This window comes from Streptomyces griseocarneus (assembly GCF_014655595.1).
GTDB classification, from domain to species: domain Bacteria; phylum Actinomycetota; class Actinomycetes; order Streptomycetales; family Streptomycetaceae; genus Streptomyces; species Streptomyces griseocarneus.
The window spans coordinates 226,752-253,137 of sequence record NZ_BNBL01000003.1; the positions used below are offsets into that span (position 1 = coordinate 226,752).

Here is a 26,386-nt window from a genome sequence, read left to right on the forward strand (position 1 = left end):
GCCGCCGGCCCAACGCCCTCCGCCGCGAGGGCGGAGGTTCACATCACTGGTGCGAGTGGTGCGATTTGTGCGGTGGTGCGGGGAAGTTCACGCGGAGCAGGTCGACGTTTCCGTGGAGCGGGTCGTCGTTCACACGGAGCAGGTCGTACGGCAGAGCCTTCGGCCCTTGTTGGCGGGAGTCTTCAATGTGGCGCCGATCACCCGCCAGACGTCGTCGGCAATGGATGCGCAACCGTGATGTGCGTAGGAAGGTTCCGTTATACGGACAGCGGTGGACCGGCAGCGGGTCAGTACGCGCCGGCCTGCCAGCCCTGCTGCGGCGGATAGCCGTAGCCCGTCGTCGGCGCGGGGGCGCCGCCGTAGGCGTCGCGGTCGAAGAAGGGGCGGGCGTTGGCGCGCATCCACATGGCGACCGGGTCGTACTCGTCGGCCATCGACACCGTCGACACCGGCAGCCCCTCCGGGACCACCCCGATCGACTGCTGCATCATCAGCCGCACCGACTCCACGGCCGCCGGGGAGGTGTCGTACAGGTCGAGGCCGATCGCCAGGTACGGCGAGCCCAGCGCGGGCTGCACCCAGGCGCGGCGCAGCGCCCGGACCACGGGGGTGCGGTGGGCGTTCTGCCCGAGCAGGGCGTAGAACTGCGGAATGTCCACGGCCGGTTCGCTCAGCCGCAGGGGGCCGGCGGGCAGCCGGTCCAGGCCCGCCGTGATCCGGCGCAGGTCGAGCCAGGGGATGCCGACGCCGCCGCCGGGCGCGTGCGGGTTGAGCCACAGGCCCCAGCGGTCGGGGTAGAGGGAGGCGGCGACGTCCCGGCCCGTGACGACCTCGTGGGCACGGTTCCAGCCGCTGGCGGCGAGCTCCTGGGCGGACGTCACACAGGGCGCGTAACCCAGCCCGTCGACCTGCATGTTGCCGTACTGCGCCTCGGGCGAACCGGCCTGCCCGTGCCACAGCAGCATCCACACCCGGCCCTCGGCGAGAGCGCGCAGCAGCGCCTCGTAGGTGTCGTACCGGCCGGGCGCCACCTGGCGCAGCACCTGCTCCACGCCGCTCTCCGCGCCCGCGCTCACCTGAGTCCGCCTTCTCTCTCGGCCGCCTTACGGGTGCCCTCACCCCGTACGGTCATCCAACCAGCTTACGAGGCCCGGGCCGCGGGCAAGAGAGCTGTCCGCGCTGTTCACAGGTCACGGTCGTAGAACGGACGCAGCCGGTCGCGCATCCAGTCGGCCACCGGGTCCCGTGCGACATCGAGGAACACCAGTTGAACGGGCCAGGGCACGGGGGCCTTGCCCAGCGCCCGGCCGAGGGCCTCCAGGGTGACGGTCCGGCCCTCCGGGTCGGGCAGCTCCAGCTCGACGCCCACGAACAGCGCGGGGTCCGCGCCCTCGACGCTCGCCAGCGCGCGGCGGGCCGTGCGCACGACCTGGCGCTGCTCGGCGAACTCCAGCCCGGCGGCCGCCAGGAAGGCGGTCGGCTCGTCCTGCCAGTCGGGCTCGAAGAGGCGCACCCGGCCGCCGGTCGGCTCGCCCTCGAGGAGGATGCGCCCGGTCCGGCACAGCTCGGCGACGGCGGGCGGCGGGAGCGGCGCCCCGACCGTGCCCTCGGGGTTGAGGACGATGCCCACCTGCGGGGGCAGGCCGCGGGCGAACTCGACGGCGGGGGCCACGGCGAAGGACACGTGCTCGCCCATCACGCGCAGGAACTCCGCGTGCGAGCTGAACACCGGCACGTAGGCGGCGCCGCCCAGCTCGAGCGTGGGCAGGTCGAGGCCGTCGCTGTCCGGCCCGCCGCCGGCCGGCAGCGGTATCCACACGCTGCTGCGCCCGAGCACCTCGACGATGCGCTCGCCGGCCCCGGCCGCGCCGCCCAGCGAGGCGGCCAGCACCTCTTCGAGTTCGTTGCCGGGCCAGACGGGGGTTGAGGTTTCCTCGACGCTCATGCCCCCGAACCCTAGCGGCTGCGCCTGGGCCCGGTGGGTGCAGGGTGCGGTGCGGGGTGCGGGGCCGGGGCGGGACGGCGGGCCCTTCTGGGGCTGGATTATTTACGGCCCCCGTCAACCGTCGAGCGAGCCCCGCCCGCAGCCGCAAATAACCCCGACGCCCCTCCCAGGGCCCGCCGTCCCACCCCGGCCCCTCCCGCCGGTTTGTGGGCAATCGTTCCGCAGGGCTGGGGGCACCTCCCAGCGGTAGCTGGGGGAGGGTGGGCACAAACCGGCCCACCGGGCCGCAGCCGAACGGTGCCCCCCGCTAGCCGAAGCCGATGACCCGCAAGGCGTCCGCCGCCTGGCGGTCCAGCACGGTCACCGACGCCGCACCTGCCGGCAGCCGGCCGGCCATCGTGGCCTCGGTCAGCCGTGCCATCGCGCGGCGATGCCGCGCAAAGGCGTACGCCGACACACCCCGCCCCCGCGCCGCCTGCCCTGCCAGCGCCGTCGCCGGGTCGACGGCGAGCAGCACGACGTGCACCGCCCCGCCGCGCCGCCGGGCCTCCCGCGCCAGCCAGCGGCGCACCACGCTGCGCTGGCCGCAGTCGTGGACCACGACGCTCACGTCCGAGCGCAGTGCCCGCCGCAGGGATGCGTAATGGACAAGTCGCGCGAAAGGCCGGTATGCCGCATACGGCACACCGGCCGGCATGCGCCGCTCCAGCCGTTCTCTCGCGTCCTGGGAGTCCACCCGCCGCACCGGCGTGCCCCGGCCGTCCGCCGGCGGCACCACCCGTCGCATCAGCGTGGACTTGCCGCTGCCGGGCAGCCCGGAGACCACGAGCAGGTCGCCGAGCGGATAGCGCAGTTCCGAGGCCGGGCGGCCGCGCAGGTCGAGCACCCCCGCCGGGCGCACCGCCGGCGCCCCGGGCGCCTTCTTTCCGGCAGTCGCCTGCACGTCCGTACGCGTACGCACTGTGATCGCCTTCCCTCCCCCGTCCGTTCACTGCCCCCTACCCACGGAACGTAAAGAAAAGGTAATCCAATTCATGGGACCGGGGGCAGTCCCTCGTACGCCCTTACGTGCAATGATGTGCGCGCCAGCAGCACCCCACGCACCACCCCGCACGATCCTGCACGCCCGTGCATGATCGCGCGCAACCAACTGCATACCGGCCGCTCGAATCCGCGCGGGAGAGTCCCAGGCAGCACACACCGTGTGCGCTGGGCGCCGAAGGAGCAAGTTCCTCCCTTGAATCTCTCAGGCCCCGTACCGCGCGGGTGAGGCAGATCTGAAAAGCGGGCCCCGCCGCGTGCGGTGGTGGTCCCACCCAAGGTGCAAGCCGAGAACGCCCCTCATGGAGCTCTCGGTGAACCTCTCAGGTTCCGATGACAGATGGGGAGGCCGCCTTTCGAGGTATTCCTCCGCGACTGACTGCCCGGGAGCCTGACCATGACGAACGCCCCCCGCCATACCGCCCTCGACGCGCTGCACCGCGCCCTCGGCGCGACCATGACCGACTTCGCGGGCTGGGACATGCCCCTGCGCTACGGCAGCGAGCGGGACGAGCACGTCGCCGTCCGCACCCGCGCCGGGCTCTTCGACCTGTCCCACATGGGCGAGATCACCCTCACGGGTCCGCAGGCCGGCCAGGCCCTCGACTACGCCCTCGTCGGCAACCTCTCCGCGCTCGCCGTCGGCCGCGCCCGCTACACCATGATCTGCGACGCCGAGGGCGGCATCCTGGACGACCTGATCGTCTACCGCCTGGCGGACGAGGAATTCATGGTCGTCGCCAACGCCTCCAACGCCCAGGTGGTGCTGGACGCGGTCACCGAGCGCGCCGCCGGCTTCGACACCGTCGTGCGGGACGACCGCGACGCCTACGCGCTGATCGCCGTCCAGGGCCCGGCCTCCCCCGGCATCCTGAAGTCCGTCACCGACGCCGACCTGGACGGGCTGAAGTACTACGCGGGCCTGCCGGGCACCGTCGCGGGCGTGCCCGCGCTGATCGCCCGTACCGGCTACACCGGCGAGGACGGCTTCGAGCTGTTCGTCGCGCCGGGCGACGCCGAGAAGCTGTGGCAGGCCCTGACGGAGGCGGGCGCGGACGCGGGTCTGGTGCCCTGCGGCCTCTCCTGCCGCGACACGCTGCGCCTGGAGGCCGGCATGCCGCTGTACGGGCACGAGCTGACCACCGCCACCACCCCGTTCGACGCGGGGCTGGGCCGGGTCGTGAAGTTCGACAAGGACGGTGACTTCGTGGGCCGTGCGGCGCTCGAGGCCGCCGCCGAGCGGGCCGAGAGCGCCCCGCCGCGCAAGCTGGTCGGCCTGATCGCCACCGGTCGCCGGGTGCCGCGCGCCGGCTTCTCCGTCGTCGCGGGCGGCGAGGTCGTGGGCGAGGTCACCTCGGGCGCCCCCTCCCCCACCCTCGGCAAGCCGATCGCGATCGCCTACGTGGACGCGGCGCACGCGGCGCCGGGTACGGAAGGGGTGGCCGTGGACATTCGCGGCAGCCACGAGCCGTACGAGGTCGTCGCCCTGCCCTTCTACAAGCGGGCCCGCTGAACCCCCCTCATCTCATCTGTCAAGACCCCTTGCACAAGCACTCTCGCGCGTACAGGAGAATCTAGCCATGAGCAACCCCCAGCAGCTGCGCTACACCAAGGAGCACGAGTGGCTGTCGGCCGCCGACGAGAACGGTGTGGCGACGATCGGCATCACCGAGTTCGCGGCCAACGCCCTCGGCGACGTGGTCTACGCCCAGCTCCCGGCCGTCGGTGACACGGTCGCCGCGGGCGAGACCTGTGGTGAGCTGGAGTCGACCAAGTCGGTCAGCGACCTCTACGCCCCGGTGACCGGCGAGGTCGTCGAGGCCAACCAGGACGTCGCGGACGACCCCTCGCTGGTGAATTCCGCCCCCTTCGAGGGCGGCTGGCTGTTCAAGGTGAAGATCACGGACGAGCCGGAGGACCTGATGTCCGCCGACGAGTACACCGCCTTCGCCGGCTGACCCCGCCCGCTTCCCTCCCGTCAGGAAGTCCAGGAAGAACTCATGACGCTTCTGAACAGCTCCCTCCATGAGCTCGACCCCGACGTCGCCGCCGCAGTCGACGCCGAACTCCACCGCCAGCAGTCCACCCTCGAGATGATCGCCTCGGAGAACTTCGCTCCGGTCGCGGTCATGGAGGCCCAGGGCTCGGTCCTCACCAACAAGTACGCCGAGGGCTACCCGGGCCGCCGCTACTACGGCGGCTGCGAGCACGTCGACGTCGTCGAGCAGATCGCGATCGACCGCATCAAGGCGCTCTTCGGCGCCGAGCACGCCAACGTGCAGCCGCACTCCGGCGCGCAGGCCAACGCCGCCGCCATGTTCGCCCTGCTCAACCCCGGCGACACCATCCTGGGTCTGAACCTCGCCCACGGCGGGCACCTGACCCACGGCATGAAGATCAACTTCTCCGGCAAGCTCTACAACGTGGTCGCGTACCACGTCGACGAGGCGACCAACCTGGTCGACATGGACGAGGTCGAGCGCCTCGCCAAGGAGCACCGCCCGAAGCTGATCGTCGCCGGCTGGTCCGCCTACCCGCGCCAGCTGGACTTCGCGGCCTTCCGCCGGATCGCCGACGAGGTCGGGGCGTACCTGATGGTCGACATGGCCCACTTCGCGGGCCTGGTCGCCGCGGGCCTGCACCCCAACCCGGTGCCGCACGCCCACGTCGTCACCACGACCACCCACAAGACCCTGGGCGGCCCCCGCGGCGGTGTGATCCTCTCCACGGCCGAGCTGGCCAAGAAGATCAATTCCGCGGTCTTCCCCGGTCAGCAGGGTGGCCCGCTCGAGCACGTGATCGCGGCGAAGGCCGTGTCCTTCAAGGTCGCGGCGAGCGAGGAGTTCAAGGAGCGCCAGCAGCGTACGCTGGAGGGCGCGAAGATCCTGGCCGAGCGCCTGGTGCGGGACGACGTCGCCGAGGTGGGCGTCTCCGTCCTGTCCGGCGGCACGGACGTGCACCTGGTCCTGGTGGACCTGCGCAACTCCGAGCTGGACGGCCAGCAGGCCGAGGACCGCCTCCACGAGGTGGGCATCACGGTCAACCGCAACGCCATCCCGAACGACCCGCGCCCCCCGATGGTCACCTCGGGCCTGCGGATCGGCACCCCGGCGCTGGCCACGCGCGGCTTCCAGGCGGAGGACTTCCGTGAGGTCGCCGACATCATCGCCGAGGCCCTGAAGCCGGGCTTCGACGCCGAGGCCCTGCGGAACCGCGTCACCGCCCTGGCGGCGAAGCACCCGCTGTACCCCGGGCTGAAGTAGGACCGACGCACGGGATTCACCGGTCGGTGCGGGGCACTGGGCACGCTGCGAAGCGTGTCCGGTGCCCCGCGTCACGACCGGGACCCGTCGCCTCGTGCCCCGGGTTCCGACGTGTGAGAACGCCCACCACGGCGAGCGGCCGGCATCGCGCACACTGAGAGGTGGGCGCGGTGCCCCGCACCACGTCACGCACGACCTGTACCACCCCCTGTACCACCCCGTACCACCGACCCAGAGGAGCTGCCACCGTGGCCATCTCCGTATTCGATCTCTTCTCGATCGGCATAGGCCCGTCCAGCTCCCACACGGTCGGCCCGATGCGCGCCGCCCGCATGTTCGTGGGGCGCCTGAAGAAGGACGGGCTGCTCGCGCAGACCACCTCCGTCCGGGCGGAGCTCTACGGCTCCCTCGGCGCCACCGGCCACGGCCACGGCACCCCCAAGGCCGTCCTGCTGGGCCTCGAGGGCCACTCGCCCCGCACCGTGGACGTCGAGATCGCCGACGACGAGGTCGAGCGCATCCGCACCACCAAGCGGCTGCGCCTGCTGGGCGCCGAGATCGGCTCCGACCACGAGATCGACTTCGACGACTCCACCCAGCTGATCCTGCACCGCCGCCGCGCCCTGCCGTACCACGCCAACGGCATGACCCTCTTCGCCTACGACGAGACGGGCGCGCCGCTGCTGGAGAAGACCTACTACTCGGTCGGCGGCGGCTTCGTCGTGGACGAGGACGCGGTGGGCGCGGACCGGATCGTGCTCGACGACACGGTTCTGAAGTTCCCCTTCCGCACCGGTGACGAGCTGCTGCGGATGTCCCGCGAGTCGGGCCTGTCCATCTCCGCGATGATGATGGAGAACGAGAAGGCCTGGCGCACGGAGACGGAGATCCGCGAGGGCCTCCTGGAGATCTGGCGCGTCATGCAGGCGTGCGTCACGCGCGGCATGTCCCGCGAGGGCATCCTCCCGGGCGGCCTGAAGGTCCGCCGCCGCGCCGCCAGCACCGCCCGTCAGCTGCGCGCCGAGGGCGACGCGCAGGCCCGCGCGATGGAGTGGATCACCGTCTACGCCATGGCCGTCAACGAGGAGAACGCCGCTGGCGGCCGGGTCGTCACCGCCCCCACCAACGGCGCCGCGGGCATCATCCCGGCCGTGCTGCACTACTACATGAACTTCGTCCCCGGCGCGGACGAGGACGGCATCGTGCGCTTCCTGCTGGCCGCGGGCGCGATCGGCATGCTCTTCAAGGAGAACGCCTCCATCTCCGGCGCCGAGGTCGGCTGCCAGGGCGAGGTCGGCTCCGCCTGCTCGATGGCCTCCGGCGGCCTCGCCGAGGTCCTCGGCGGCACCCCGGAGCAGGTCGAGAACGCCGCCGAGATCGGCATGGAGCACAACCTCGGCCTGACCTGCGACCCCGTCGGCGGCCTGGTGCAGATCCCCTGCATCGAGCGCAACGGCATGGCCGCCGCCAAGGCCGTCACCGCCGCCCGCATGGCCCTGCGCGGCGACGGCCGGCACCACGTCTCCCTCGACAAGGTCATCAAGACCATGAAGGAGACGGGCGCGGACATGAAGGTCAAGTACAAGGAGACGGCGCGCGGCGGCCTCGCCGTGAACGTCATCGAGTGCTGATCCGCTGAGCGGTGTGCGCGCAACGCCGGGCGGGCCGGGATCACGGCCCGCCCGGCGTCGTCGTACCGCCGCGCGTCGGCGCGACCGTACCGTTGTCAGTGGTGGCCCGTAGGCTCACGGGCATGAGTTACGCAAACCTGCGCGAACTCCAGAGCGCGCTCACCACCGCCTCGGACATCGCCTTCTCCCTCGACGCCGCACCCGCCCCCCATGAGGCCGATCAACTCGTGGACGCGCTGCGGCGGGCGCTGACGGCGGCCGGCGCGCTGCGGGCGGGGTCGGGGGCCACGGGCTGCGCGGAGCACCCCAGGGGCCCGGTGGACCCGCTGTACGGGGACGACAAGGACCCGCTGCCGTCCGGCTGGGGGCGGTGTCTGCTGTGCAACGACCGCCGGCGCCGGGCCGGCGCGCAGCGTCGGGGCTGGCGCTGACCCGGGGCCCCCGGGCGTAACACGTCCGGATCAGCGGTCCAGGGAGGCCCAGAACTCGTCGAAGGACAGGACGCCGTCGCCGTTGCCGTCCTTCTTGTTGATGATGGCCTGGGCCACGGTCTCGGTGACGTTGTGGTCGCCGAGCTGAGCCATGACGCTCTTGTACTCGGCGGCGGTGATGAATCCGTCGCCGTCGACGTCAAATCGGTTGAAAGCGGTGCGTGCTGCCTCGATGTCAGCCATGTGGGCCTCCCCTTGAGTGCTGGTGGGACCGGCACAGATTAGCTCCCGGGTCACCAGCTCCAGATAACGGTCCCAGTCCCAGTGCGGACCGGGGTCGGTGTGGGTGGCCCCGGGCACCTCGCTGTGGCCGATGATGCGGTCCCGGGTGACGGGGATGCGGTAGCGGTGGCAGACGGCGGCGGCCAGGCGCGCGGAGGCGCGGTAGAGGGCGTCGGTGAAGTATTCGGGCCGGTCGGTCCAGCCCTCGTGCTCGATGCCGATGCTGCGGGTGTTGTAGTCCCAGTTGCCCGCGTGCCAGGCGATGTCCTTCTCGCGGACGAATTGTGCGACGCGGCCGTCGGCGGAGCCCACCAGGTAGTGGGCCGACACCTTCGCCCGGGGGTCCTGGAAGATCCGCCGGGTGTCCGCGAAGGTCTCCTCGGTCACGTGCACGACGACGAAGTCGACGGGGTGGGCGCCGGGACGGTCGGAGACCGTGTGGTTGGCGCCGTCCGCCGGGAGCCAGCGGGTGGGGGGATACCTGCGCTCCATGGGGGCCTCCCGTATCCAAACGTTTACATAAAGATAAGAGATACCGCTGGTTTATACATGGATTTCAAGGTCGGTGGCGCAGGTCACCTTGGATTAATGGCCTCTCGCTTTGGCTCTTGAACACACCGCATGTCATAGTCGAGCCAGCGACCCCCATTGACCCGGGCCAGGTCGTCATCTCGCCGCGGAACACACCCCATTTCTCCGCGGCCAGCCGAAGAGACCCCTGCTCCGCCGCATGACGGCCGATGAGGGTCTCTTCGTTTCCGGGATCTCTTCGGCTCCGGGGCCGGATCGTTCTCCGGGCCGGCTCGCGTCAGCGGTCGGCCACGCGCATCTCGAACCAGGTGGTCTTGCCGCGCGCCAGCAGGTCCACCCCCCAGCGGTCGGAGAGCTTGTCCACCAGGAACAGCCCCCGCCCGCTGACGTCCATCTCGCGCACCGGCAGCAGGCAGGGCAGCCCCCGCGAGGGGTCGCGCACCTCGATGCGCAGCCAGCCGCGCCGGCGCAGCATCCGCAGCCCGAAGTGGCGGGCGCCGGTGTGGCGCACGGCGTTGCCCACGAGCTCGGAGACCAGCAGGACCGCGTGCTCGGTGATCCGTTCCGACAGGCCCCAGTGGCGCAGGACGACCGACTGGGTCAGTCGCCGAGCGGCCACGGCGGACTCGGGGCGCGAGGGCAGTCGCACCTCGCCGAGCGTAGGGTCGCCGAACAGCTCCAGCGCCTTGAGCGCCAGTTCGTCCTCAACCGTCGGGGTCCACCGCGCGGGGGCCGTTCCGACCCGCTGCCGTGGCTGCTCCGTTCCCTCCAGGCCCGCCATGCCCCCATCATGGCCGTCCGCACGGCGGCTGGGAGGGGAACGCCGGGATTCGATGGAGCGGAGCTCGCGGTTCCACGGCCGCTGTCCGTCATATGCCAGAGGCCGCAGGCCAATCGGGAAAACCCGACTGACCTGCAGCGACCCCAGGGGTGGAAAAGATCAACGGGTGGGCGGAGGAAGGCCGCATCCGGGACGGGTCGCCCCTGCCGGAATTCCCCCACAAGAGGCATGCTCCGGAATCCACGCCTCCGGGCATTTCACCCCAACCTGCGGCGTCTCAGACGAACTTGGCCTTGCCCGGACCGTCCTCCACGAAGCTGCGCATACCGATCTCCCGGTCCTCGGTGGCGAACAGCCCCGCGAACCAGTTGCGCTCGATGGCGAGTCCGGTGTCGATGTCGGTCTCCAGGCCCGCGTCCACGGCCTCCTTGGCCGCGCGCAGCGCGATGGCGGGGCCGGCGGCCAGCCGGGCGGCCCAGGCGTGCGCCTCGGCGTAGACGTCCGCCGCCGGGACCACGCGGTCCACCAGGCCCAGGGCGAGGGCCTCGTCGGCCTTGACCTGACGGCCGGTGAAGATGAGGTCCTTGGCCTTGGACGGGCCCACGAGCCGGGACAGCCGCTGGGTGCCGCCGGCGCCCGGGATGAGGCCCAGCAGGATCTCGGGCTGGCCGAGCTTGGCGTTGTCGGCGGCGATGCGGAAGTCGGCGCACAGCGCGAGCTCGCAGCCGCCGCCGAGGGCGTAGCCGGTGACGGCCGCGACCACGGGCTTGGGGATGCGGGCGACGGCGGTGAAGGAGTCCTGCAGCCCGCGCGACCGCGCGACCATGGCCGCGTGGTCCATGTGCTGCATCTCCTTGATGTCCGCGCCGGCCGCGAACACCTTCTCCCCGCCCCAGATGACCACCGCGCGGACGTCGTCGCGGCGGGTGAGCTCGTCGGCGAGCTCACGGAGCCGGTCCTGGGTGGCGATGTCGAGCGCGTTCATCGGCGGTCGGTCCAGCCGGACGGTACCGACGCCCTCGGCGACCTCAAGATGCACAGTCATGACACCAGGTTAGTGCCGGTTAACGCCGGGCGGCCCGGTGCACTTGGTCACAAGTGCACCGGGCCGCCGGTCGTGGACGAGGGGCCGTCAGCCGGCCTGGGGGTTGCTCTTGCCCCACTCCGACCACGGCAGGTTCCAGCCGTTGAGGCCGTTCTCCGGCTGGATCGTTTTGTCATCGGAGTTCTTCACGATGACGACGTCGCCGACCAGGGAGTTGTTGTAGAACCAGGCCGCCGGCGTGTTGGGGTCGCCGCCGCCGCGCTGGTCCTCCAGGCCCACGCAGCCGTGGCTGGCGTTCTCCGCGCCGAAGGTGGACGAGCCCGACCAGTAGTTGCCGTGCAGGAAGGTGCCGGAGGTGGACAGGCGCATCGCGTGCGGCACGTCCGGGATGTCGTACTCGCCCTTGCCGTCGCCCTTGGTGAAGCCGACGGTGGCGCCGTTCATGCGCGTCACCTCGTGCTTCTCACTGATGACCATCTGGCCGTTGTACGTGGGGTTGGCGGGGGCGCCGGCGGATATCGGGATGGTCCTGATGACCTTGCCGTCCCGCTCGACCACCATCGTGTGGGCCTTGGCGTCGACCGTGCTGACCTGGCTGCGGCCGACCGTGAACTTCACGGTCTTCGTCTGCGAGCCGTACACGCCCTCACGGCCCTGGACGCCGTCGAGGTTCAGGTCGACCGTCACCTTGGTGCCGGCGGCCCAGTACTTCTCGGGGCGGAAGTCGATGCGGTCGTTGCCGAACCAGTGCGCCTTGACCGGAACCGACGGCTCGGCGGTCACCTTGATGGCTCGTTCGACGGCCTTGGTGTCGGTGATGCCCCGGCTGAAATTGACCGACACGGGCATGCCCACGCCGACGGTGCTGCCGTCCTCCGGCGTGAAGTAGCCGACGAACGTGTTCTGCGGGGTGAGGGTGGTGAACGCCGCGTGCTTCGCGGACGGCCGGTTCCCCTTGTCCTTGGCGATCGCGTCCACGGTGTACTTCGTGGAGGCCGCGAGGTGGCTGGACGGCTCCCAGGCCGCGCCACCGTTGGTTATCTTGCCGTCGATCGTCCTGCCCTTGGCGTCGGCCACCCTGACGGACGTCAGGCTGCCCTTGTCCGCGGTCACCTTGAGCGCGCCGCTGGTGGCCACGTCCTTGGCGCCGTCCGTCGGCGCGATGTTCACGACAGCCTCCGACGGGCCCTTGGCGACCTTCTCGCCGTTCTTCCCGCCGTCGCCGCTGCCGCCGCCGTCACAGGCGCTGACCAGCGTCAGCACCGTTCCGAGCAGCAGGGCGGACAGCCCCACGCGGCGGCCCCGGCTCCCCGATATCGGCTGCACCTTCAAAACGGTTCTTCTCCCCTCGCACGGCCCGCGGCCACGCGGCGCCCCCGAGCGCGGCACCCCGCGCGTTGTCGATAGATAACCACACGTCACCGACAACGCCGATCTGGTGAATGTCACCGTTCGGTCCCAAATGGGGTCGGTGATACGAACCGTGCGCCTGTGGTGAGGGCGGTGACCGAAGTGAAGCGGCAGATTCCGGCCAGGTCAAACCAGGGCTCAGCCGAGCGCCGAACCCGCACGCCACTGGGCCCACGACATGTTCCAGCCACCGAGGCCGTTGTCGGGGGCGACCACGCGTTCCCGGGACCGGACGACCTCCACGACGTCGCCGATCAGCGAGGAGTCGTAGAACCGGCCCGCGGGGGTCGACGGGTCGCCGCCCTGGACGTCCGGCAGCCCGATGCAGCCGTGACTGACGTTCAGCGTGCCGAAGGCGGCGGGGTCGGCCCAGTAGTTGCCGTGCAGGAAGGTCCCCGACGCGGTGAGCCGCATGGCGTGTGGTACGTCCGAGATGTCGTACTCGCCGCCGAAGCCCACCGTGTCCCCGTTCATCCGGGTCACCGGGGCCTTCTCGGTGATCACCATCTTGCCGTTGTACGTGTCGCTGCCCGGCCCGCCCGCCGTGACCGGCACGGTCGCCGACGGCCTGCCGTCGCGGACGACCGTCATGGTGTGGGCGGCGGCGTCGACGGTGCTGACCTGGCTGCGGCCGATGTGGAACCCGACGGTCTTCCACTGGCTGCCGTACACGCCCTGCGCACCGCGCACGTCGCGCAGTCGCAGGTCGAGGGTGACGTCGGTACCCGGCTTCCAGTACGCGCGGGGCCGGAAGTCCAGGCGCGAGGAGCCGAACCAGTGGGCGGCGATCTCGGTCGGCGGCCGGGAGGTGACGCGGATGGCGCGCTCGACGGCGGCCCGGTCGGTGATGGGCCGGCTGAAGGCAAAGGAAACGATCATGCCGGTGCCGACCGTGGCGTAGGGCTCGGGGGTGAAGTAGCCGATGAAACGATGCTGCGGGACATACGTGGTGAACATGCTGTGCCGGACGGCGCGGTGGCCGGAGGAGTCCCGGGCGACGACGTCCACCGTGTAGCGGGCGGCGAGCCCGAGGCCGCCGGGCGCGGGCCGCCAGCTGTGCCGGTCGCCGGAGATCCGCCCCGGCACCGACCGCCGGGCGCCGTCGCGGAACTCGGCGACCGTGACCCGCTCCAGCGTCCCCTCCGGCGAGCGCACCTCGAAGCGCCCGGTGGCCGGGACGTTGCCGGCGCGGTCGCGCGGGGTGATCCGGATCAGCTCGCTGGCCGGCCGGGCGTCGTCCATGTCCACCAGCCGGGTCTTCGGCGCGACGACGGTGCACCCGGCGAGCACGACCAGGACCGCCAGCAGGGCGAGTCCCCGTGCCGCGCGCGAGAGGGCAACTGTCACACCCGGCCCAACGACGCGCGTGGCCGCGGGAAACGAGGCTGCACTCGCTTGCTGCGCCCGATCACACGTGTGAGCGCATGCGTGGATCTGGGAAGAACGGGGAGAAGGACGAAATCGCCAGACACCCGGTCCCGGGAAGCCGGGTGCCCGGCGCGCTACCCGAGAGCCGCCGGAGGCGAACACGTGTCGAGCGCAGCCGAGCAAGAGCCCCGCCGGTACGCCGGGTTCACCGACGTGTGGCCGGGCGGCCCGGAACCGCTCGGGGCCCGCTTCAAGGAGGCCACCGACGCCACGGGCGGCGTGGCGGGGACGAACTTCGCGCTGTGGGCCGGCGGCGCGGAGGCCGTGGAGCTGTGCCTGTTCGACGACGCGGACGGGTCCGTCGAAACCCGTCACGCGCTGACGGAGTTGACGCACGAGGTCTGGCACGGCTTCGTCCCCGGCGTGCTGCCCGGCCGGCGCTACGGCTACCGCGTCCACGGCCGCTGGGACCCCTGGACGGGCGCCCGCTGGAACCCGGCCAAGCTGCTCCTGGACCCCTACGCCCGCGCGGTCGACGGCGAATTCACCACGGCCGGCGGCGGCGCGCTGCCCGCCGAGCTGTACGGACACGTGCGCGACTGGCCGCAGCAGCACATCGCCGACACCGTCCGCGACGAGCGGGACTCGGCCCCGTACGTCCCCAAGGGCGTGGTCGTCGCCGATGACGACGACTGGTCGGACGACCGCCGCCCCAAGACGCCCTGGCCCGACTCGGTCATCTACGAGCTGCACGTCCGCGGCTTCACCATGCGCCACCCGGGCGTCCCCGAGCGTCTGCGCGGCACCTACGCCGGGCTCGCGCACCCGGCGGCGATCGAGCACCTGACCGGGCTGGGCGTGACCGCGGTCGAACTGCTGCCGGTGCATCAGTTCGCCCACGAGGACCACCTGCTGCGGCGCGGCCTGCGCAACTACTGGGGCTACAACTCCATCGGCTACTTCGCCCCGCACGCCGCCTACGCCGCCTCGGGGACGCGCGGCGAGCAGGTGGGCGAGTTCAAGCGGATGGTGCGGGCCCTGCACGCGGCCGGCATCGAGGTCATCCTCGACGTGGTCTACAACCACACCGCCGAGAGCGGCGAGCTGGGCCCGACGCTGTCGCTGCGCGGCATCGACAACCGCCGCTACTACCGCCTGCAGGGCGACCCGCGCCGGTACGCCGACTACACCGGCTGCGGCAACACCCTCCACGTGGTGCGGCCCAACGTCCTGCGCCTGATCACCGACTCGCTGCGCTACTGGGTGACGGAGATGGGCGTCGACGGCTTCCGCTTCGACCTGGCGGCGGCGCTGGCCCGCTCGATGCACGACGTGGACATGCTCTCGCCCTTTCTCGCCGTCATCGCCCAGGATCCCGTGCTGCGCCGGGTCAAGCTGATAGCCGAGCCCTGGGACGTGGGGGCCGGCGGCTATCAGGTGGGGGCCTTCCCGCCCCTGTGGACCGAGTGGAACGACCGCTACCGCGACGCCGTGCGCGACTTCTGGCGGGGCGCCCTGCCGGACGTGCGGGACCTGGGCTACCGGCTGTCCGGCTCGAGCGACCTCTACGCCTGGGGCGGCCGGCGCCCGTACGCCTCCGTCAACTTCGTCACCGCGCACGACGGCTTCACCCTGCGCGACCTGGTCAGCTACGAACGCAAGCACAACGAGGCCAACGGCGAGGGCAACCGCGACGGGACGGGCGACAACCGCTCCTGGAACTGCGGCGCCGAGGGCGAGAGCGCCGACCCCCGGGTGCTGGCCCTGCGCCGGCGGCAGATCCGCAACCTGCTGACGACGCTCCTGCTGTCCACGGGCGTGCCGATGCTGGTGGCCGGCGACGAGATGGGCCGCACGCAGGGCGGCAACAACAACGCCTACTGCCAGGACAACGAGATGGGCTGGGTCGACTGGTCGCTGACCGCCGACCCCGGCTGGCGGGCGCTGCGCGAGCTGTGCGCCCGCCTGCTCGACCTGCGCCGCGCCCACCCCGTGCTGCGCAGCCGGTCGTTCTTCTCCGGGCGGCCGCAGAGCGCGGACGGGCTGCGCGACCTGGCCTGGTTCACGCCGGGCGGCACGGAGATGACCGAGGCCGACTGGTACGCGCCCGCCGCGACCCTCGGGATGTACCTGTCGGGCCGGGACATCCCGCAGCGCGACCGACAGGGCGCACAGGTGACCGACGACAGCTTCCTCGCGGTCCTGCACGCCGGGCCGCGCCCCTTGCGCTTCACCCTGCCGGGACCGCCGTGGGCGGCGGCGTACGAACTCCTGGTCAACACCGCCCTGGAGGACCAGCGCACGGCCCCCGGCCTGCGCAGGGAGGCGGGGAGCCGGATATCGGTGCGGCCGCGTTCGGTGCTGCTGTGGCGGGTGGTGCCCGACGCGGAGGGGCCGGAGCCGCCGCCGGCGGAGCGAGGTCCGAAAACCGAGTGAGCGCCGTCGCCGGCCGACCGTAGTCTCGGCCCTGATGACGGCAAACCGCGAAGCCCCCAAGCCCGGCGGACGTCGTTCGACCGTGCGTTCGCTGGCGCGCCTGTGGCCGTATGTGCGACCGGTGCGCGGCACCCTGCTCGTGGCCGCGCTCGCCGCCGTGCTGGCGTCGTGTTTCGGCCTGGTGATCCCGCTGGCCCTGAAGTGGATCGTGGACGGGCCGGTGGCCGACCGCGATCCGCCGGGGGTGTGGCTGGGCGGGCTGGTGGTGGCGCTGCTCGGCGTGGCGGAGGCCGGGCTGGCCGGGGTGCGCCGGGTCGTCCTGGCCGGGCCGCTGGCGGGCGTGGAGGCCGAGATGCGCTCGGCGTTCTACCGCCGTCTGCAGCGGCTGCCCGTCTCCTTCCACGACCGCTGGCCGTCGGGCCAGCTGCTCTCGCGGGCCACGGCCGACCTGATGCTCGTCCGCGTCTTCCTGGCGTTCCCGCTGACCTTCCTGCTGGTCAACGGGGTGACGATCGTGATGGGGTTCGCCGTCCTGCTGCTGCAGGAGTGGACGCTGGGGCTGGTGCTGCTGGCGCCCGTCGTGCCGCTGATCGTGCTGTGCTCGCTCTTCGAGGAGCGCTACTCCCGCGCCGCACGCACCTCTCAGGACCGGGTCGGGGACCTGACGACGATCGTCGAGGAGAGCGTCCTGGGCATCCGCGTCATCAAGGGCTTCGGCCGGCACCGCGCCCAGGAGCAGGCCTTCGCCCGCCAGTCCGCCCTGCTGCGGGAGTCCGAGCTGCGCAAGGCGAGCCTGCTGGGCAGGCTCTGGGGGCTGGTCACGGCCCTGCCGGAGCTCGCGATCGGGGCGGCGCTGGTGCTCGGGGTGGTCCAGGTCGCCGACGGCGGGCTCACCGCGGGGACGCTGGTGGCGTTCCTGTCGACGGCCCTGGCGCTGCGCTGGCCCGTCGAGTCGATCGGCTTCCTGCTCGCCGTGACCAATGACGCGGCGGCCGCCACGGACCGCTTCTTCGAGGTGATGGACGCCCCCCAGGCCCCGCCCGACGCCGCGCCGGAGCCCGCCCCCGCCGACGGGAGCCGCACCGGGCGGGCCACCGTCCGGGACCGCGGACTGCGCCTGGCGGGCGTGGAGTTCCGCTATCCCGACGCCCCGGCGGCGGCCCCGCCCGTCCTGCGCGGCGTCGACCTGCACATCCGGCCCGGCGAGACCATGGCCCTCGTCGGCACCACGGGCTGCGGCAAGACCACGCTGACCGCCCTCATCCCCCGGCTGCACGAGGCCACGGCAGGGCGGATCACCCTGGACGGCCAGGAGATCACCGCCCTGCCCCGCGCGCGCCTGCGCGAGCTGGTGTCCGTCGCCTTCGAGGAGCCCACCCTCTTCTCCGCCAGCGCCGGGGAGAACGTCCTGATGGGCGCGGCCGGCGCCGGCGAGGCGGAGCTGCGGCGGGCCCTGGCCGTCGCCCAGGCCGGCTTCGTGCACTCCCTCCCCGACGGCCACCGCACCCAGGTCGGCGAGCTGGGCCTGAGCCTGTCCGGCGGGCAGCGGCAACGGCTCGCGCTGGCCCGCGCGGTCGTCGGCGGCCCGCGCTACCTGATCCTCGACGACCCGCTCTCGGCCCTCGACGTGCACACCGAGGCCCTGGTCGAGTCGGCCCTGCGGGAGGTGCTGGCGACCACCACCGCCCTGGTCGTGGCCCACCGGCCCTCCACCGTCCTGCTCGCCGACCGCGTCGCACTGCTCTCCGGCGGCCGGATCACCGCGGTGGGCACCCACCACGAACTCCTGCACGGCAACGGGGAGTACGCCTCGCTCATGTCAGGACCGGAGCGCCGCCCATGACCGAGCCCGCCGACCACGACGTCCTGTCCGCCGCCCAGGGCGCCTCGGCCGCCCTGCTGCGCTCGCTGCTCGCCCCGGCCCGCGGCCGGGTGCGCCTCACGGTGGTCCTGCTGCTGCTCCAGCAGGCCGCCGTGCAGGCCGGCCCGCTGCTCGTCGCCTACGCCATCGACCGTGGCGTGCCGGCCGCCCGGCAGCACGACTACGGTCCGGCGGCCGCGGCCGGCGCCTGCTATCTGCTGTGCGCCCTGGCCGCCGGGCTGATGCGGTACGCCGTGGTCCGGCTCACGGCGCGCATCGGCCAGGACGCGCTGCTGGACCTGCGCGGCCGGATCTTCCGCCACGGCCAGGCGCTCAGCGTCGACTTCCACGAGCGCTACACCTCCGGCCGGCTCGTCTCGCGCGCGACCACCGACGTCGAGTCGATCCGCGAGCTGCTGAACGACGGCCTGCAGGAGCTGATCGGCGTCGCCCTGTCGGTGCTCTACGTCACCGCCACCCTGCTGTACCTGGACCCGGGCATCGGCGGGGCCGCCCTGGTCTCCTTCGTGCCGCTGTCCCTGCTGGTGCGCGGCTACCGCCGGCGGTCGATCGTGGTGCACCGCGCGCGCTCGACGGCCATCGCCGCGGTCATCGTGAAGTTCACGGAGACCATGAACGGCATCCGGCCCGTCCAGGCGTTCCGCCGCGAGGCCGTCAACGACGCGCACTTCGAGCGGCTCAACCTCGAGCACCGGCGGACCAACACCGCCACCTCGCTGGCGATGGCCCGCTACGTGGTCTGCTCGCGGCTGACGGCCAACACCGCGGTGGCCGCGATCGTGGTGTGGGCCGCGTACCGGGTGGCGGAGGGCGGCCTGGCGCTCGGCGTCCTCGCCGCCTCGGTGCTCTACCTGCGCCGGCTGTACGACCCCATCGACCGGCTGGGGATGTTCCTCAACTCCTACCAGTCGGCGGCCGCGTCCCTGGAGAAGATCGCCGCCCTGCTGGCGCAGCGCCCCTCGGTCCCGGAGCCCGCCGTGCCCCTCCCGCTGCCCGATCGGGGGGCCGACGGGCCCGGCCGCGAGGTGGTCTTCGAGGGCGTGCGCTTCGGCTACCGCACGGGCGGCGAGGTGCTGCCGCGCTTCGACCTGACGCTGGGGGCCGGGCGGACGGTGGCGGTCGTCGGCGCGACGGGCGCGGGCAAGTCCACCCTCGCCAAGCTCCTGGCCCGCTTCTACGACCCCGTCGAGGGCCGGGTGCTGCTGGACGGCGTGCCGCTGCGCGACCTCGCCGGGGCGCGGCTGCGGCGCGAGGTGGTGATGGTGACGCAGGAGGCCTTCCTGTTCTCGGGCACGGTCGCCGAGAACATCGCCGTCGGCCGCCCGGACGCGAGCCGCGCGCAGATCGAGGCCGCGGCCGAAGCCATCGGGGCCCATGACTTCATCGCGGCCCTGCCGGAGGGCTACGACACCGACGTCCGCAAGCGCGGCGGTCGGGTCTCGGCGGGCCAGCGCCAGCTGATCTCCTTCGCCCGCGCCCTGCTGGCCGACCCGGCGGTGCTGATCCTGGACGAGGCGACGTCCTCACTGGACATCCCGGGCGAGCGGGCGGTGCAGCACGCGATGCGCACGGTGCTGCGCGGCCGCACGGCCGTTGTCATCGCGCACCGGCTGTCCACCGTGGAGATCGCGGACCGGGTGCTGGTGATGGCCGACGGCCGCATAGTGGAGGACGGCCCTCCGGCGGAACTCGTCGCGGCGGACGGCCACTTCGCTGACCTGCACCGGGCCTGGCGGGACAGCCTCGTCTGAGCGCCCGTTATACGGACATCGATCTTTGGCCAACGGACAGATTCCGGCCAACTTGTTGACGCGCTCCTGACACCCGCTGTGCCGCGGTGGCACTCTTCACCTCGACTGGCGCGGAGCACCCCCACATTCCCCACCTTCCCGCGACAGCCCGATTTTTACCTTTCCCCCCTTTCTCCATTTGTTCTGCCGTGCTCTGCCCGGCCGGCATCTCGCCGCCCGGTCGCCCACCGGCCACCCCACCCATGTCGTGGCCACCGCAGAAGGAGTCAGTGTGAGACCCACCCCCCCAAAGCGTGCCGTAGCCACCGGCGCGCTCGTCGCCGTCACCGCCATGCTCGCCGTGGGCACCCAGGCCGGCACCGCCGGCGCCCGCCCGGACGACGGCAGGGCCTCCGGCCGCCAGGCCGTCGCCAAGGCCGACCCGGGTGCCCTGCCCGCCAAGCTCACCCCCTCGCAGCGCGCGGAGCTCATACGCGAGGCCAACGCCACCAAGGCGGACACCGCCAAGACCCTGGGCCTCGGCGCCAAGGAGCAGCTCGTCGTCCGTGACGTCTCCCGCGACGTCAACGGCACGGTCCACACCCGCTACGAGCGCACCTACGACGGCCTGCCCGTGCTCGGCGGCGACCTCGTGGTCGACGCCACCAAGGGCGGCCAGGTCAAGACCGTGGCCAAGGCCACCAAGGCGCGGATGGCCCTGTCGACGACCTCGCCGTCGTTCGCCGCCGCCACGGCCGAGAAGGACGCCGTGAAGTCCGCCCGCGCCCAGGGCTCGAAGGCCGACAAGGCCGACCGGGCGCCGCGCAAGGTCGTCTGGGCCGCGAACGGCACGCCCGTGCTGGCGTACGAGACCGTCGTCGGCGGCCTGCAGCACGACGGCACGCCGAACGAGCTGCACGTCATCACCGACGCGAAGACCGGCAAGAAGCTCTTCGAGTTCCAGGGCGTCAAGCAGGGCACCGGCAACAGCCAGTACAGCGGCCAGGTCACCATCGGCACGACCCCGTCGTACACGATGACCGACGGGACGCGCGGCGGTCACAAGACCTACAACCTCAACCGCGGCTCCTCGGGCACCGGCACCCTCTTCACCGACTCCGACGACGTCTGGGGCGACGGCACCACCAAGGACCCGGCCACGGCCGGCGTCGACGCGCACTACGGCGCCCAGCTGACCTGGGACTACTACAAGAACGTGCACGGCCGCGCCGGCATCAAGGGCGACGGCAAGGGCGCGTACAGCCGGGTCCACTACGGCAACAGCTACGTCAACGCCTTCTGGTCCGACAGCTGCTTCTGCATGACCTACGGCGACGGCCAGAACAACGCCAAGCCGCTGACGTCCATCGACGTGGCCGCGCACGAGATGACCCACGGCGTCACCTCGGCCACCGCCAACCTCACCTACAGCGGCGAGTCGGGCGGCCTGAACGAGGCCACCTCCGACATCTTCGCCGCGGCCGTCGAGTTCTGGGCGAACAACCCCAGCGACCCCGGCGACTACCTGGTCGGCGAGAAGATCGACATCCGGGGCAACGGCAGCCCGCTGCGCTACATGGACAAGCCCAGCAAGGACGGCCAGTCCAAGGACAGCTGGTACTCCGGCCTCGGCGGCATCGACGTGCACTACTCGTCGGGCCCGGCCAACCACTGGTTCTACCTGGCCTCCGAGGGCAGCGGCGCCAAGACGGTCAACGGGGTCAAGTACGACTCCCCGACCTCCGACGGGCAGCCGGTCACCGGCATCGGCCGGGACAACGCCGCCAAGATCTGGTTCAAGGCGCTGACCCAGCGCATGCAGTCCAACACCAACTACGCGGGCGCGCGGGACGCGACGCTGTGGGCCGCCGGTGAGCTCTTCGGCGTCGGCAGCGAGACGTACAACAACGTCGCCAACGCCTGGGCGGGCATCAACGTCGGCAGCCGGCTCTCGACCGGCGTCTCGGTCAGCAGCCCCGGCGACCAGACCTCGCTCGTCAACACCGCCGTCTCCCTGCAGATCAAGGCGTCCAGCTCCACCACGGGCTCCCTGACCTACTCGGCCACCGGCCTGCCCGCCGGCCTGTCCATCAACGCCTCGACCGGCCTGATCACCGGCACCCCGACCACCACGGGCACCAGCAACGTGACCGTGACGGTGAAGGACTCGGGCGGCAAGACCGGCACCGCCTCCTTCAAGTGGACCGTGAACGCCACGGGCGGCGGCAGCGTCTTCGAGAACACCACCCCGGTCGCGATCCCGGACGCCGGCTCGGCCGTCACCTCGCCGATCGTCGTGACCCGCAGCGGCAACGGCTCCTCGGCGCTGAAGGTGGACGTGAACATCACGCACACCTACCGCGGTGACCTCAAGATCGACCTGGTCGCCCCCGACGGCAAGACGTGGAACCTCAAGGACTCCGACGCCTGGGACTCCGCCGAGGACGTCAAGGAGACCTACACCGTGGACGCCTCCGGCGTCTCGGCCACCGGTACCTGGAAGCTCCAGGTGCAGGACGTGTACTCCAACGACGACGGCACCGTGAACGGCTGGAAGCTCTCCTTCTGAGCCGCTCCCTGCCGTAACCCCTGAACCGGGCGCCGCCCGGGGTGAGTCCTCCTCCCCCGGACGGCGCCCTTTCAGTGCCCCGCCGTCACCGCATCAGCAGCCCGGCGGCCTCGCCGACCGCCTCGGACGGCACCGCCACCAGCCCCAGCTCCGCGCCGCCGGACAGCAGGCGGTGGGCGGGCAGGATGCGCACGGTGTAGCCGAAGGGGCCGGTGCGGTCCAGGGTCAGCGGCCCCTCGTAGAGCCGCCGGCCGTCCAGCCCCGGGGCCCCGGTGGCCTTGAGCGGGAAGGCGACCGTCCGGGTCAGCCGGTCGGCCCCGTCCACCCGGCCCGCCACGGCCTGCACCTCCACGTCCGAGGGGTCCAGCTCGCCGAGGGTCACGCTCACCCGCAGCGAGACCGTGGAGCCCAGCTCCGCGTGGCCGTTGAGCGGGCCGTCCGAGACCGCCTCGACGTGGTCGACCGCCACGGCCGGCCACGCCGCCCGCACCCGGGCCTTCCAGGCGGCCAGCTCGCCCGCGGCGTGGGGCTCCAGCGCCCGGTGGGCCTCGGCGGCGGGCACGTACAGCCGCTCGACGTACTCGCGCACCATGCGCCCGGCGAGGACCTTGGGGCCGAGGGTGGCCAGCGTCCCGCGGACCATCTCGATCCAGCGCCCGGGCAGCCCGCCCGCGCCCCGGTCGTAGAAGCGCGGCGCCACCCGCTGGGCCAGCAGGTCGTAGAGCGCCGCCGCCTCCAGGTCGTCGCGGCGGTCGTCGTCCATGGCCGCCCCGTCGGCGGTGGGGATGGCCCAGCCGAAGTCCGGTTCGTACCACTCGTCCCACCAGCCGTCCAGGACGGACAGGTTGAGACAGCCGTTGAGCGCGGCCTTCATGCCCGAGGTGCCGCACGCCTCCAGGGGCCGCAGCGGGTTGTTGAGCCAGACGTCGCAGCCGGGGTAGAGCCGCTGGGCCATCGCCATGCCGTAGTCGGGCAGGAAGACCAGGCGGTGGCGCACGCGCGCGTCGTCGGCGAAGCGGACGAGCTCCTGGACGAGCCGCTTGCCGCTGTCGTCCGCCGGGTGGGCCTTGCCCGCGACGACGATCTGCACGGGCCGCTCGGGGTGCAGCAGCAGCTCGGTCAGCCGCTCGCGGTCGCGCAGCATCAGCGTCAGGCGCTTGTAGGAGGGAACGCGCCGGGCGAAGCCGATGGTGAGGACGTCGGGGTCCAGCACCCCGTCGATCCAGCCCAGCTCGGCGCTGCCGGCGCCGCGCTCCCGCCAGGAGGCGCGCAGCCGCCGCCGCACCTCGTCCACCAGCTGCTCGCGCAGGGTGCGGCGCAGCTCCCAGATGTCGGCGTCGGAGATGTCGGCCACGGAGTCCCAGCGGTCGGAGCCGCCGACGGCCAGCGCGTCCTCGGCCCGGGCCAGGCCGATCCGCCGGGCGCCGAGCCGGAAGACCTCGGGGGCGACCCAGGTGGGGGCGTGGACGCCGTTGGTGACGGAGGTGATCGGCACCTCCTCGGGGTCGAAGCCCGGCCACAGCCCGGCGAACATCTCCCGGCTGACCTGGCCGTGCAGGGTGGAGACGCCGTTGGCCCGCTGGGCCAGGCGCAGTCCCATGACGGCCATGTTGAACAGCCCGGCCTGGCCGCCGGGGTAGTCCTCCCGGCCCAGCTCCAGGACGCGGTCGACGTCGATGCCGGCCAGCTCGCCGCCCTCGCCGAAGTGCCGGGCGACCAGGCCGGCCTCGAAGCGGTCGATGCCGGCGGGGACGGGGGTGTGGGTGGTGAAGACCGCGCCGGCGCGCACGCACTCCAGCGCGGCGGGGAAATCGGCACCCTGTTCGACGAGTTCGCGGATGCGTTCGAGGCCCAGGAAGCCGGCGTGGCCCTCGTTGGTGTGGAAGACCTCCGGCTCGGGGTGGCCGCTGAGCCGGCAGTACGTGCGCACCGCGCGCACCCCGCCGATGCCCAGCAGCATCTCCTGCAGCAGCCGGTGCTCGCTGCCGCCGCCGTAGAGGCGGTCGGTGACGTCGCGCTCGCCGGGGCCGTTGTCCTCCACGTCGGAGTCGAGGAGCAGCAGCGGCACCCGGCCCACCTGGGCCTTCCAGATGGAGGCGAGCAGCCGGCGGCCGCCGGGGAGGGCGAGGGTGACCCGGCTGGGGGTGCCGTCGGGCTCGCGGAGCATGGACAGCGGGAGCTCGTTGGGGTCGAGCAGGGGGTAGTGCTCCTGCTGCCAGCCCTCGCGGGAGAGGGACTGCCGGAAGTAGCCGTGGCGGTAGAGCAGTCCGACGCCGACGAGCGGGACGCCGAGGTCGCTGGCGGACTTCAGGTGGTCGCCCGCGAGGATGCCGAGGCCCCCGCTGTACTGCGGGAGGGCCGCGGTGATGCCGAACTCGGGCGAGAAGTAGGCGACGGCGGCGGGCAGTCCTTCGGGCTGTTCCTGGTACCACCGGCGGCCGGTCATGTAGTCGTGGAGATCATCGGCGGCCGCCGCGAGCCGCCGCCGGAAGCGGCGGTCCTCGGCCAGGACGGCCAGGCGGTCGGCGGAGACCGACCCCAGCAGGCGCAGCGGGTCGCCGGCGGCGGCCCGCCACCCCTCGGGGTCGACGGACTGGAACAGTTCGCGGGTCTCGGGATGCCAGGACCAGCGCAGATTGCGCGCCAGCTCGCTGAGCGGTCGTAGGGGCTCCGGAAGGACGGGACGCACGCTGAATCGACGAATGGCCTTCACGGTCACGACGGTAGCGGCGCGGGGCGGCCGGAGCCGCTCAAGCGGGACAAGTGCCCCCTTCCGCCTGACGGGCCCGGCGTGCCGCACGGGCCCCCGCGCGTCGTGCGCGTCACGTGTGCCTGACCCTCGCAGGGTCAGGCACACGAGACGCGGCTGCTGTTGACTGGTGCGCATGGACACACCAGCCGAGTTGGGCGACTTCCTGCGCACCCGCCGTGCCGCGCTGCGGCCCGAGGACGTGGGCGTGGTGTCGTACGGGCGTACGCGCCGCGTGCCGGGTCTGCGCCGGGAGGAGCTGGCGATGCTGGCGGGCGTGAGCGTGGCGTACTACACCCGGCTGGAGCAGGGGCAGTCCGCGAACGCCTCCGACGAGGTGCTGGACGCCATCGCGCGGGCCCTGCGGCTGAGCCCCGACGAGCACACCCACCTGCGCAACCTGGCGCGGCCGGGGCGGGCGGCGCGCCGCGCCGCCGAGCGGCCGGCGACGGCGGGGCCGGGGGTGCGGCAGCTGGTCGCGGCGATGGACGCGGTGCCGGCGATCGTCATCGACCACCGCTTCGACGTGCTGGCCTGGAACCCGCTGGCGCACGCGCTGCTGGCGGGCCACCTGGACGCGGACGCGCCCGGCCGGGTGGAGGACCGCCCCAACACCCAGCGGCTGTTCTTCCTCGACCCGCACGCGGCCGAGCTGTACCCGGACTGGGAGAAGGAGGCGCGGCGGGCGGTCTCCTCGCTGCGGATGTCGGCCGGCGAGCACCCGGAGGACCGCCGGCTGGCGGAGCTGATCGGCGAGCTGACGATGAAGAGCCCCCGGTTCGCGGCGCTGTGGGCGCGTCATCCGGTGCGGGCGTGCACCTCGGGGGTGAAGGCCTTCCACCATCCCGTGGTCGGTCCGCTGGAGTTGTCGTTCGAGATGATGCGGCTGCCCGGCACCGGGGGCCAGGGCCTGCTGGCGTTCAGCGCGGCGCCGGGCTCGGGCTCCGAGGCGGCGCTGCGGCTGCTGTCGGCGGCGGGTGCGCCGGTGGCGCGGCGTGCGGGCGGCGCGCACGCCGCCATCGGCACGAGAGAGACTCCCTGAAAAGTACTAGGCGAAATTACGTCCCGCCTACAGCAGCACTGTCCAAGGCCAAATGCCGTCGTGGCCTTCGAAGGTGATGCACGGCACCGACTTCCCTGATGGGGTTTCGTTTGCCGCCTTTCGTCACATTGCACGCGATCGGCCCAGCGGTCAGACTCCCTACGGGTGACGGAGGAACGGCCGCCCTCCGCACGTGGTGCCACGGGAACTACGCACGAGTAGTTCATACGGTCCGGGCATGCCCGGGCGG

At 72.4% G+C, this 26,386-nt stretch carries 19 protein-coding genes, 1 pseudogene and 1 riboswitch; of the genes and pseudogenes, 10 read left to right on the forward strand and 10 right to left on the reverse strand.

What is annotated here, in order from left to right; translation table 11 throughout:
* Window positions 1–287 precede the first annotated feature (287 nt).
* The 3 genes from IE295_RS09750 to IE295_RS09760 all read right to left on the reverse strand — a co-directional run bounded on the left by IE295_RS09750 (window position 288) and on the right by IE295_RS09760 (window position 2,906).
* Window positions 288–1,076: an enhanced serine sensitivity protein SseB C-terminal domain-containing protein gene (locus IE295_RS09750; RefSeq protein WP_190063153.1), complete on the reverse strand. Its 789-nt coding sequence runs from the start codon at window positions 1,074–1,076 to the stop codon at window positions 288–290.
* 107 nt (window positions 1,077–1,183) lie between these two features.
* On the reverse strand, window positions 1,184–1,945 hold the full coding sequence (locus IE295_RS09755; protein ID WP_190063154.1) for an enhanced serine sensitivity protein SseB: 762 nt from the start codon (window positions 1,943–1,945) through the stop codon (window positions 1,184–1,186).
* Between the two features lie 307 nt (window positions 1,946–2,252).
* Complete coding sequence (locus IE295_RS09760; protein ID WP_372478815.1) at window positions 2,253–2,906, reverse strand: AAA family ATPase; 654 nt, start codon at window positions 2,904–2,906, stop codon at window positions 2,253–2,255.
* Window positions 2,907–3,111: 205 nt separating this feature from the next.
* A riboswitch (glycine riboswitch) is annotated at window positions 3,112–3,216 on the forward strand.
* 167 nt (window positions 3,217–3,383) lie between these two features.
* Between IE295_RS09760 and gcvT the strand changes: the two genes are divergently transcribed.
* From gcvT to IE295_RS09785, 5 genes are all read left to right on the forward strand, one after another.
* Window positions 3,384–4,499 (forward strand): glycine cleavage system aminomethyltransferase GcvT, encoded by a 1,116-nt coding sequence (gcvT, locus tag IE295_RS09765; protein WP_190063155.1) that lies wholly within the window; start codon window positions 3,384–3,386, stop codon window positions 4,497–4,499.
* A 67-nt stretch (window positions 4,500–4,566) separates the two neighbouring features.
* Window positions 4,567–4,944, forward strand: a complete 378-nt coding sequence (gene gcvH / locus IE295_RS09770) for a glycine cleavage system protein GcvH (RefSeq protein ID WP_190063156.1) — start codon at window positions 4,567–4,569, stop codon at window positions 4,942–4,944.
* Window positions 4,945–4,986: 42 nt separating this feature from the next.
* Window positions 4,987–6,249, forward strand: a complete 1,263-nt coding sequence (glyA, locus tag IE295_RS09775) for a serine hydroxymethyltransferase (RefSeq protein WP_190063157.1) — start codon at window positions 4,987–4,989, stop codon at window positions 6,247–6,249.
* 248 nt (window positions 6,250–6,497) lie between these two features.
* A complete protein-coding gene (locus IE295_RS09780) occupies window positions 6,498–7,880 on the forward strand; it encodes an L-serine ammonia-lyase (RefSeq protein ID WP_190063158.1) in 1,383 nt (460 codons plus the stop codon).
* A 122-nt stretch (window positions 7,881–8,002) separates the two neighbouring features.
* Window positions 8,003–8,311: a hypothetical protein gene (locus IE295_RS09785; protein WP_190063159.1), complete on the forward strand. Its 309-nt coding sequence runs from the start codon at window positions 8,003–8,005 to the stop codon at window positions 8,309–8,311.
* Between the two features lie 30 nt (window positions 8,312–8,341).
* Here the strand turns inward: IE295_RS09785 and IE295_RS33390 are convergent, their stop codons facing one another.
* From IE295_RS33390 to IE295_RS09810, 6 genes and pseudogenes are all read right to left on the reverse strand, one after another.
* Window positions 8,342–8,554 (reverse strand): EF-hand domain-containing protein, encoded by a 213-nt coding sequence (locus tag IE295_RS33390; protein ID WP_224323072.1) that lies wholly within the window; start codon window positions 8,552–8,554, stop codon window positions 8,342–8,344.
* A 51-nt stretch (window positions 8,555–8,605) separates the two neighbouring features.
* Window positions 8,606–9,127 (reverse strand): annotated as a pseudogene (locus IE295_RS33395) (N-acetylmuramoyl-L-alanine amidase); the annotation flags it as partial.
* A 274-nt stretch (window positions 9,128–9,401) separates the two neighbouring features.
* Entirely contained in the window at window positions 9,402–9,959 is a 558-nt protein-coding gene (locus IE295_RS09795; protein ID WP_372478820.1) for an ATP-binding protein, read from the reverse strand.
* Window positions 9,960–10,182: 223 nt separating this feature from the next.
* The gene (locus IE295_RS09800) at window positions 10,183–10,950 is read right to left on the reverse strand and encodes an enoyl-CoA hydratase/isomerase family protein (RefSeq protein WP_190063162.1); all 768 of its coding nucleotides are present in this window, start codon (window positions 10,948–10,950) and stop codon (window positions 10,183–10,185) included.
* Between the two features lie 87 nt (window positions 10,951–11,037).
* Complete coding sequence (locus IE295_RS09805) at window positions 11,038–12,276, reverse strand: L,D-transpeptidase (RefSeq protein ID WP_190063163.1); 1,239 nt, start codon at window positions 12,274–12,276, stop codon at window positions 11,038–11,040.
* Between the two features lie 222 nt (window positions 12,277–12,498).
* Window positions 12,499–13,707, reverse strand: coding sequence for a L,D-transpeptidase (locus IE295_RS09810; protein WP_224323061.1), 1,209 nt, complete (start codon window positions 13,705–13,707; stop codon window positions 12,499–12,501).
* A 183-nt stretch (window positions 13,708–13,890) separates the two neighbouring features.
* On the opposite strand from IE295_RS09810, the gene glgX reads away from it, so the two are divergent.
* The 4 genes from glgX (at window position 13,891) to IE295_RS09830 (ending at window position 22,345) form a co-directional block, all read left to right on the forward strand.
* Window positions 13,891–16,164, forward strand: coding sequence for a glycogen debranching protein GlgX (glgX, locus tag IE295_RS09815; protein WP_190063164.1), 2,274 nt, complete (start codon window positions 13,891–13,893; stop codon window positions 16,162–16,164).
* Window positions 16,165–16,198: 34 nt separating this feature from the next.
* Window positions 16,199–18,007 (forward strand): ABC transporter ATP-binding protein, encoded by a 1,809-nt coding sequence (locus IE295_RS09820; RefSeq protein ID WP_190063165.1) that lies wholly within the window; start codon window positions 16,199–16,201, stop codon window positions 18,005–18,007.
* Window positions 18,004–19,797: an ABC transporter ATP-binding protein gene (locus IE295_RS09825; protein ID WP_190063166.1), complete on the forward strand. Its 1,794-nt coding sequence runs from the start codon at window positions 18,004–18,006 to the stop codon at window positions 19,795–19,797. The genes IE295_RS09820 and IE295_RS09825 overlap by 4 nt, the downstream gene beginning before the upstream one ends.
* Before the next feature lie 271 nt (window positions 19,798–20,068).
* Complete coding sequence (locus tag IE295_RS09830; protein WP_190063167.1) at window positions 20,069–22,345, forward strand: M4 family metallopeptidase; 2,277 nt, start codon at window positions 20,069–20,071, stop codon at window positions 22,343–22,345.
* A gap of 85 nt (window positions 22,346–22,430) precedes the next feature.
* Here IE295_RS09830 and glgP read toward each other — a convergent pair whose 3' ends face one another.
* On the reverse strand, window positions 22,431–25,058 hold the full coding sequence (gene glgP / locus IE295_RS09835; RefSeq protein WP_190063168.1) for an alpha-glucan family phosphorylase: 2,628 nt from the start codon (window positions 25,056–25,058) through the stop codon (window positions 22,431–22,433).
* A 172-nt stretch (window positions 25,059–25,230) separates the two neighbouring features.
* Between glgP and IE295_RS09840 the strand changes: the two genes are divergently transcribed.
* A complete protein-coding gene (locus tag IE295_RS09840; RefSeq protein WP_190063169.1) occupies window positions 25,231–26,136 on the forward strand; it encodes a helix-turn-helix domain-containing protein in 906 nt (301 codons plus the stop codon).
* The last annotated feature ends 250 nt before the right edge of the window (window positions 26,137–26,386 follow it).

What these genes read in the sequence shown, in the direction of transcription:
- IE295_RS09755 (WP_190063154.1), bottom strand. Translation starts at nt 1,945, where the DNA reads ATGAGCGTCGAGGAAACCTCAACCCCCGTCTGGCCCGGCAACGAACTC.
- gcvT (WP_190063155.1), top strand. Translation starts at nt 3,384, where the DNA reads ATGACGAACGCCCCCCGCCATACCGCCCTCGACGCGCTGCACCGCGCC.
- gcvH (WP_190063156.1), top strand. Translation starts at nt 4,567, where the DNA reads ATGAGCAACCCCCAGCAGCTGCGCTACACCAAGGAGCACGAGTGGCTG.
- glyA (WP_190063157.1), top strand. Translation starts at nt 4,987, where the DNA reads ATGACGCTTCTGAACAGCTCCCTCCATGAGCTCGACCCCGACGTCGCC.
- IE295_RS09785 (WP_190063159.1), top strand. Translation starts at nt 8,003, where the DNA reads ATGAGTTACGCAAACCTGCGCGAACTCCAGAGCGCGCTCACCACCGCC.
- IE295_RS33390 (WP_224323072.1), bottom strand. Translation starts at nt 8,554, where the DNA reads ATGGCTGACATCGAGGCAGCACGCACCGCTTTCAACCGATTTGACGTC.
- IE295_RS09800 (WP_190063162.1), bottom strand. Translation starts at nt 10,950, where the DNA reads ATGACTGTGCATCTTGAGGTCGCCGAGGGCGTCGGTACCGTCCGGCTG.
- IE295_RS09820 (WP_190063165.1), top strand. Translation starts at nt 16,199, where the DNA reads ATGACGGCAAACCGCGAAGCCCCCAAGCCCGGCGGACGTCGTTCGACC.
- IE295_RS09825 (WP_190063166.1), top strand. Translation starts at nt 18,004, where the DNA reads ATGACCGAGCCCGCCGACCACGACGTCCTGTCCGCCGCCCAGGGCGCC.
- IE295_RS09840 (WP_190063169.1), top strand. Translation starts at nt 25,231, where the DNA reads ATGGACACACCAGCCGAGTTGGGCGACTTCCTGCGCACCCGCCGTGCC.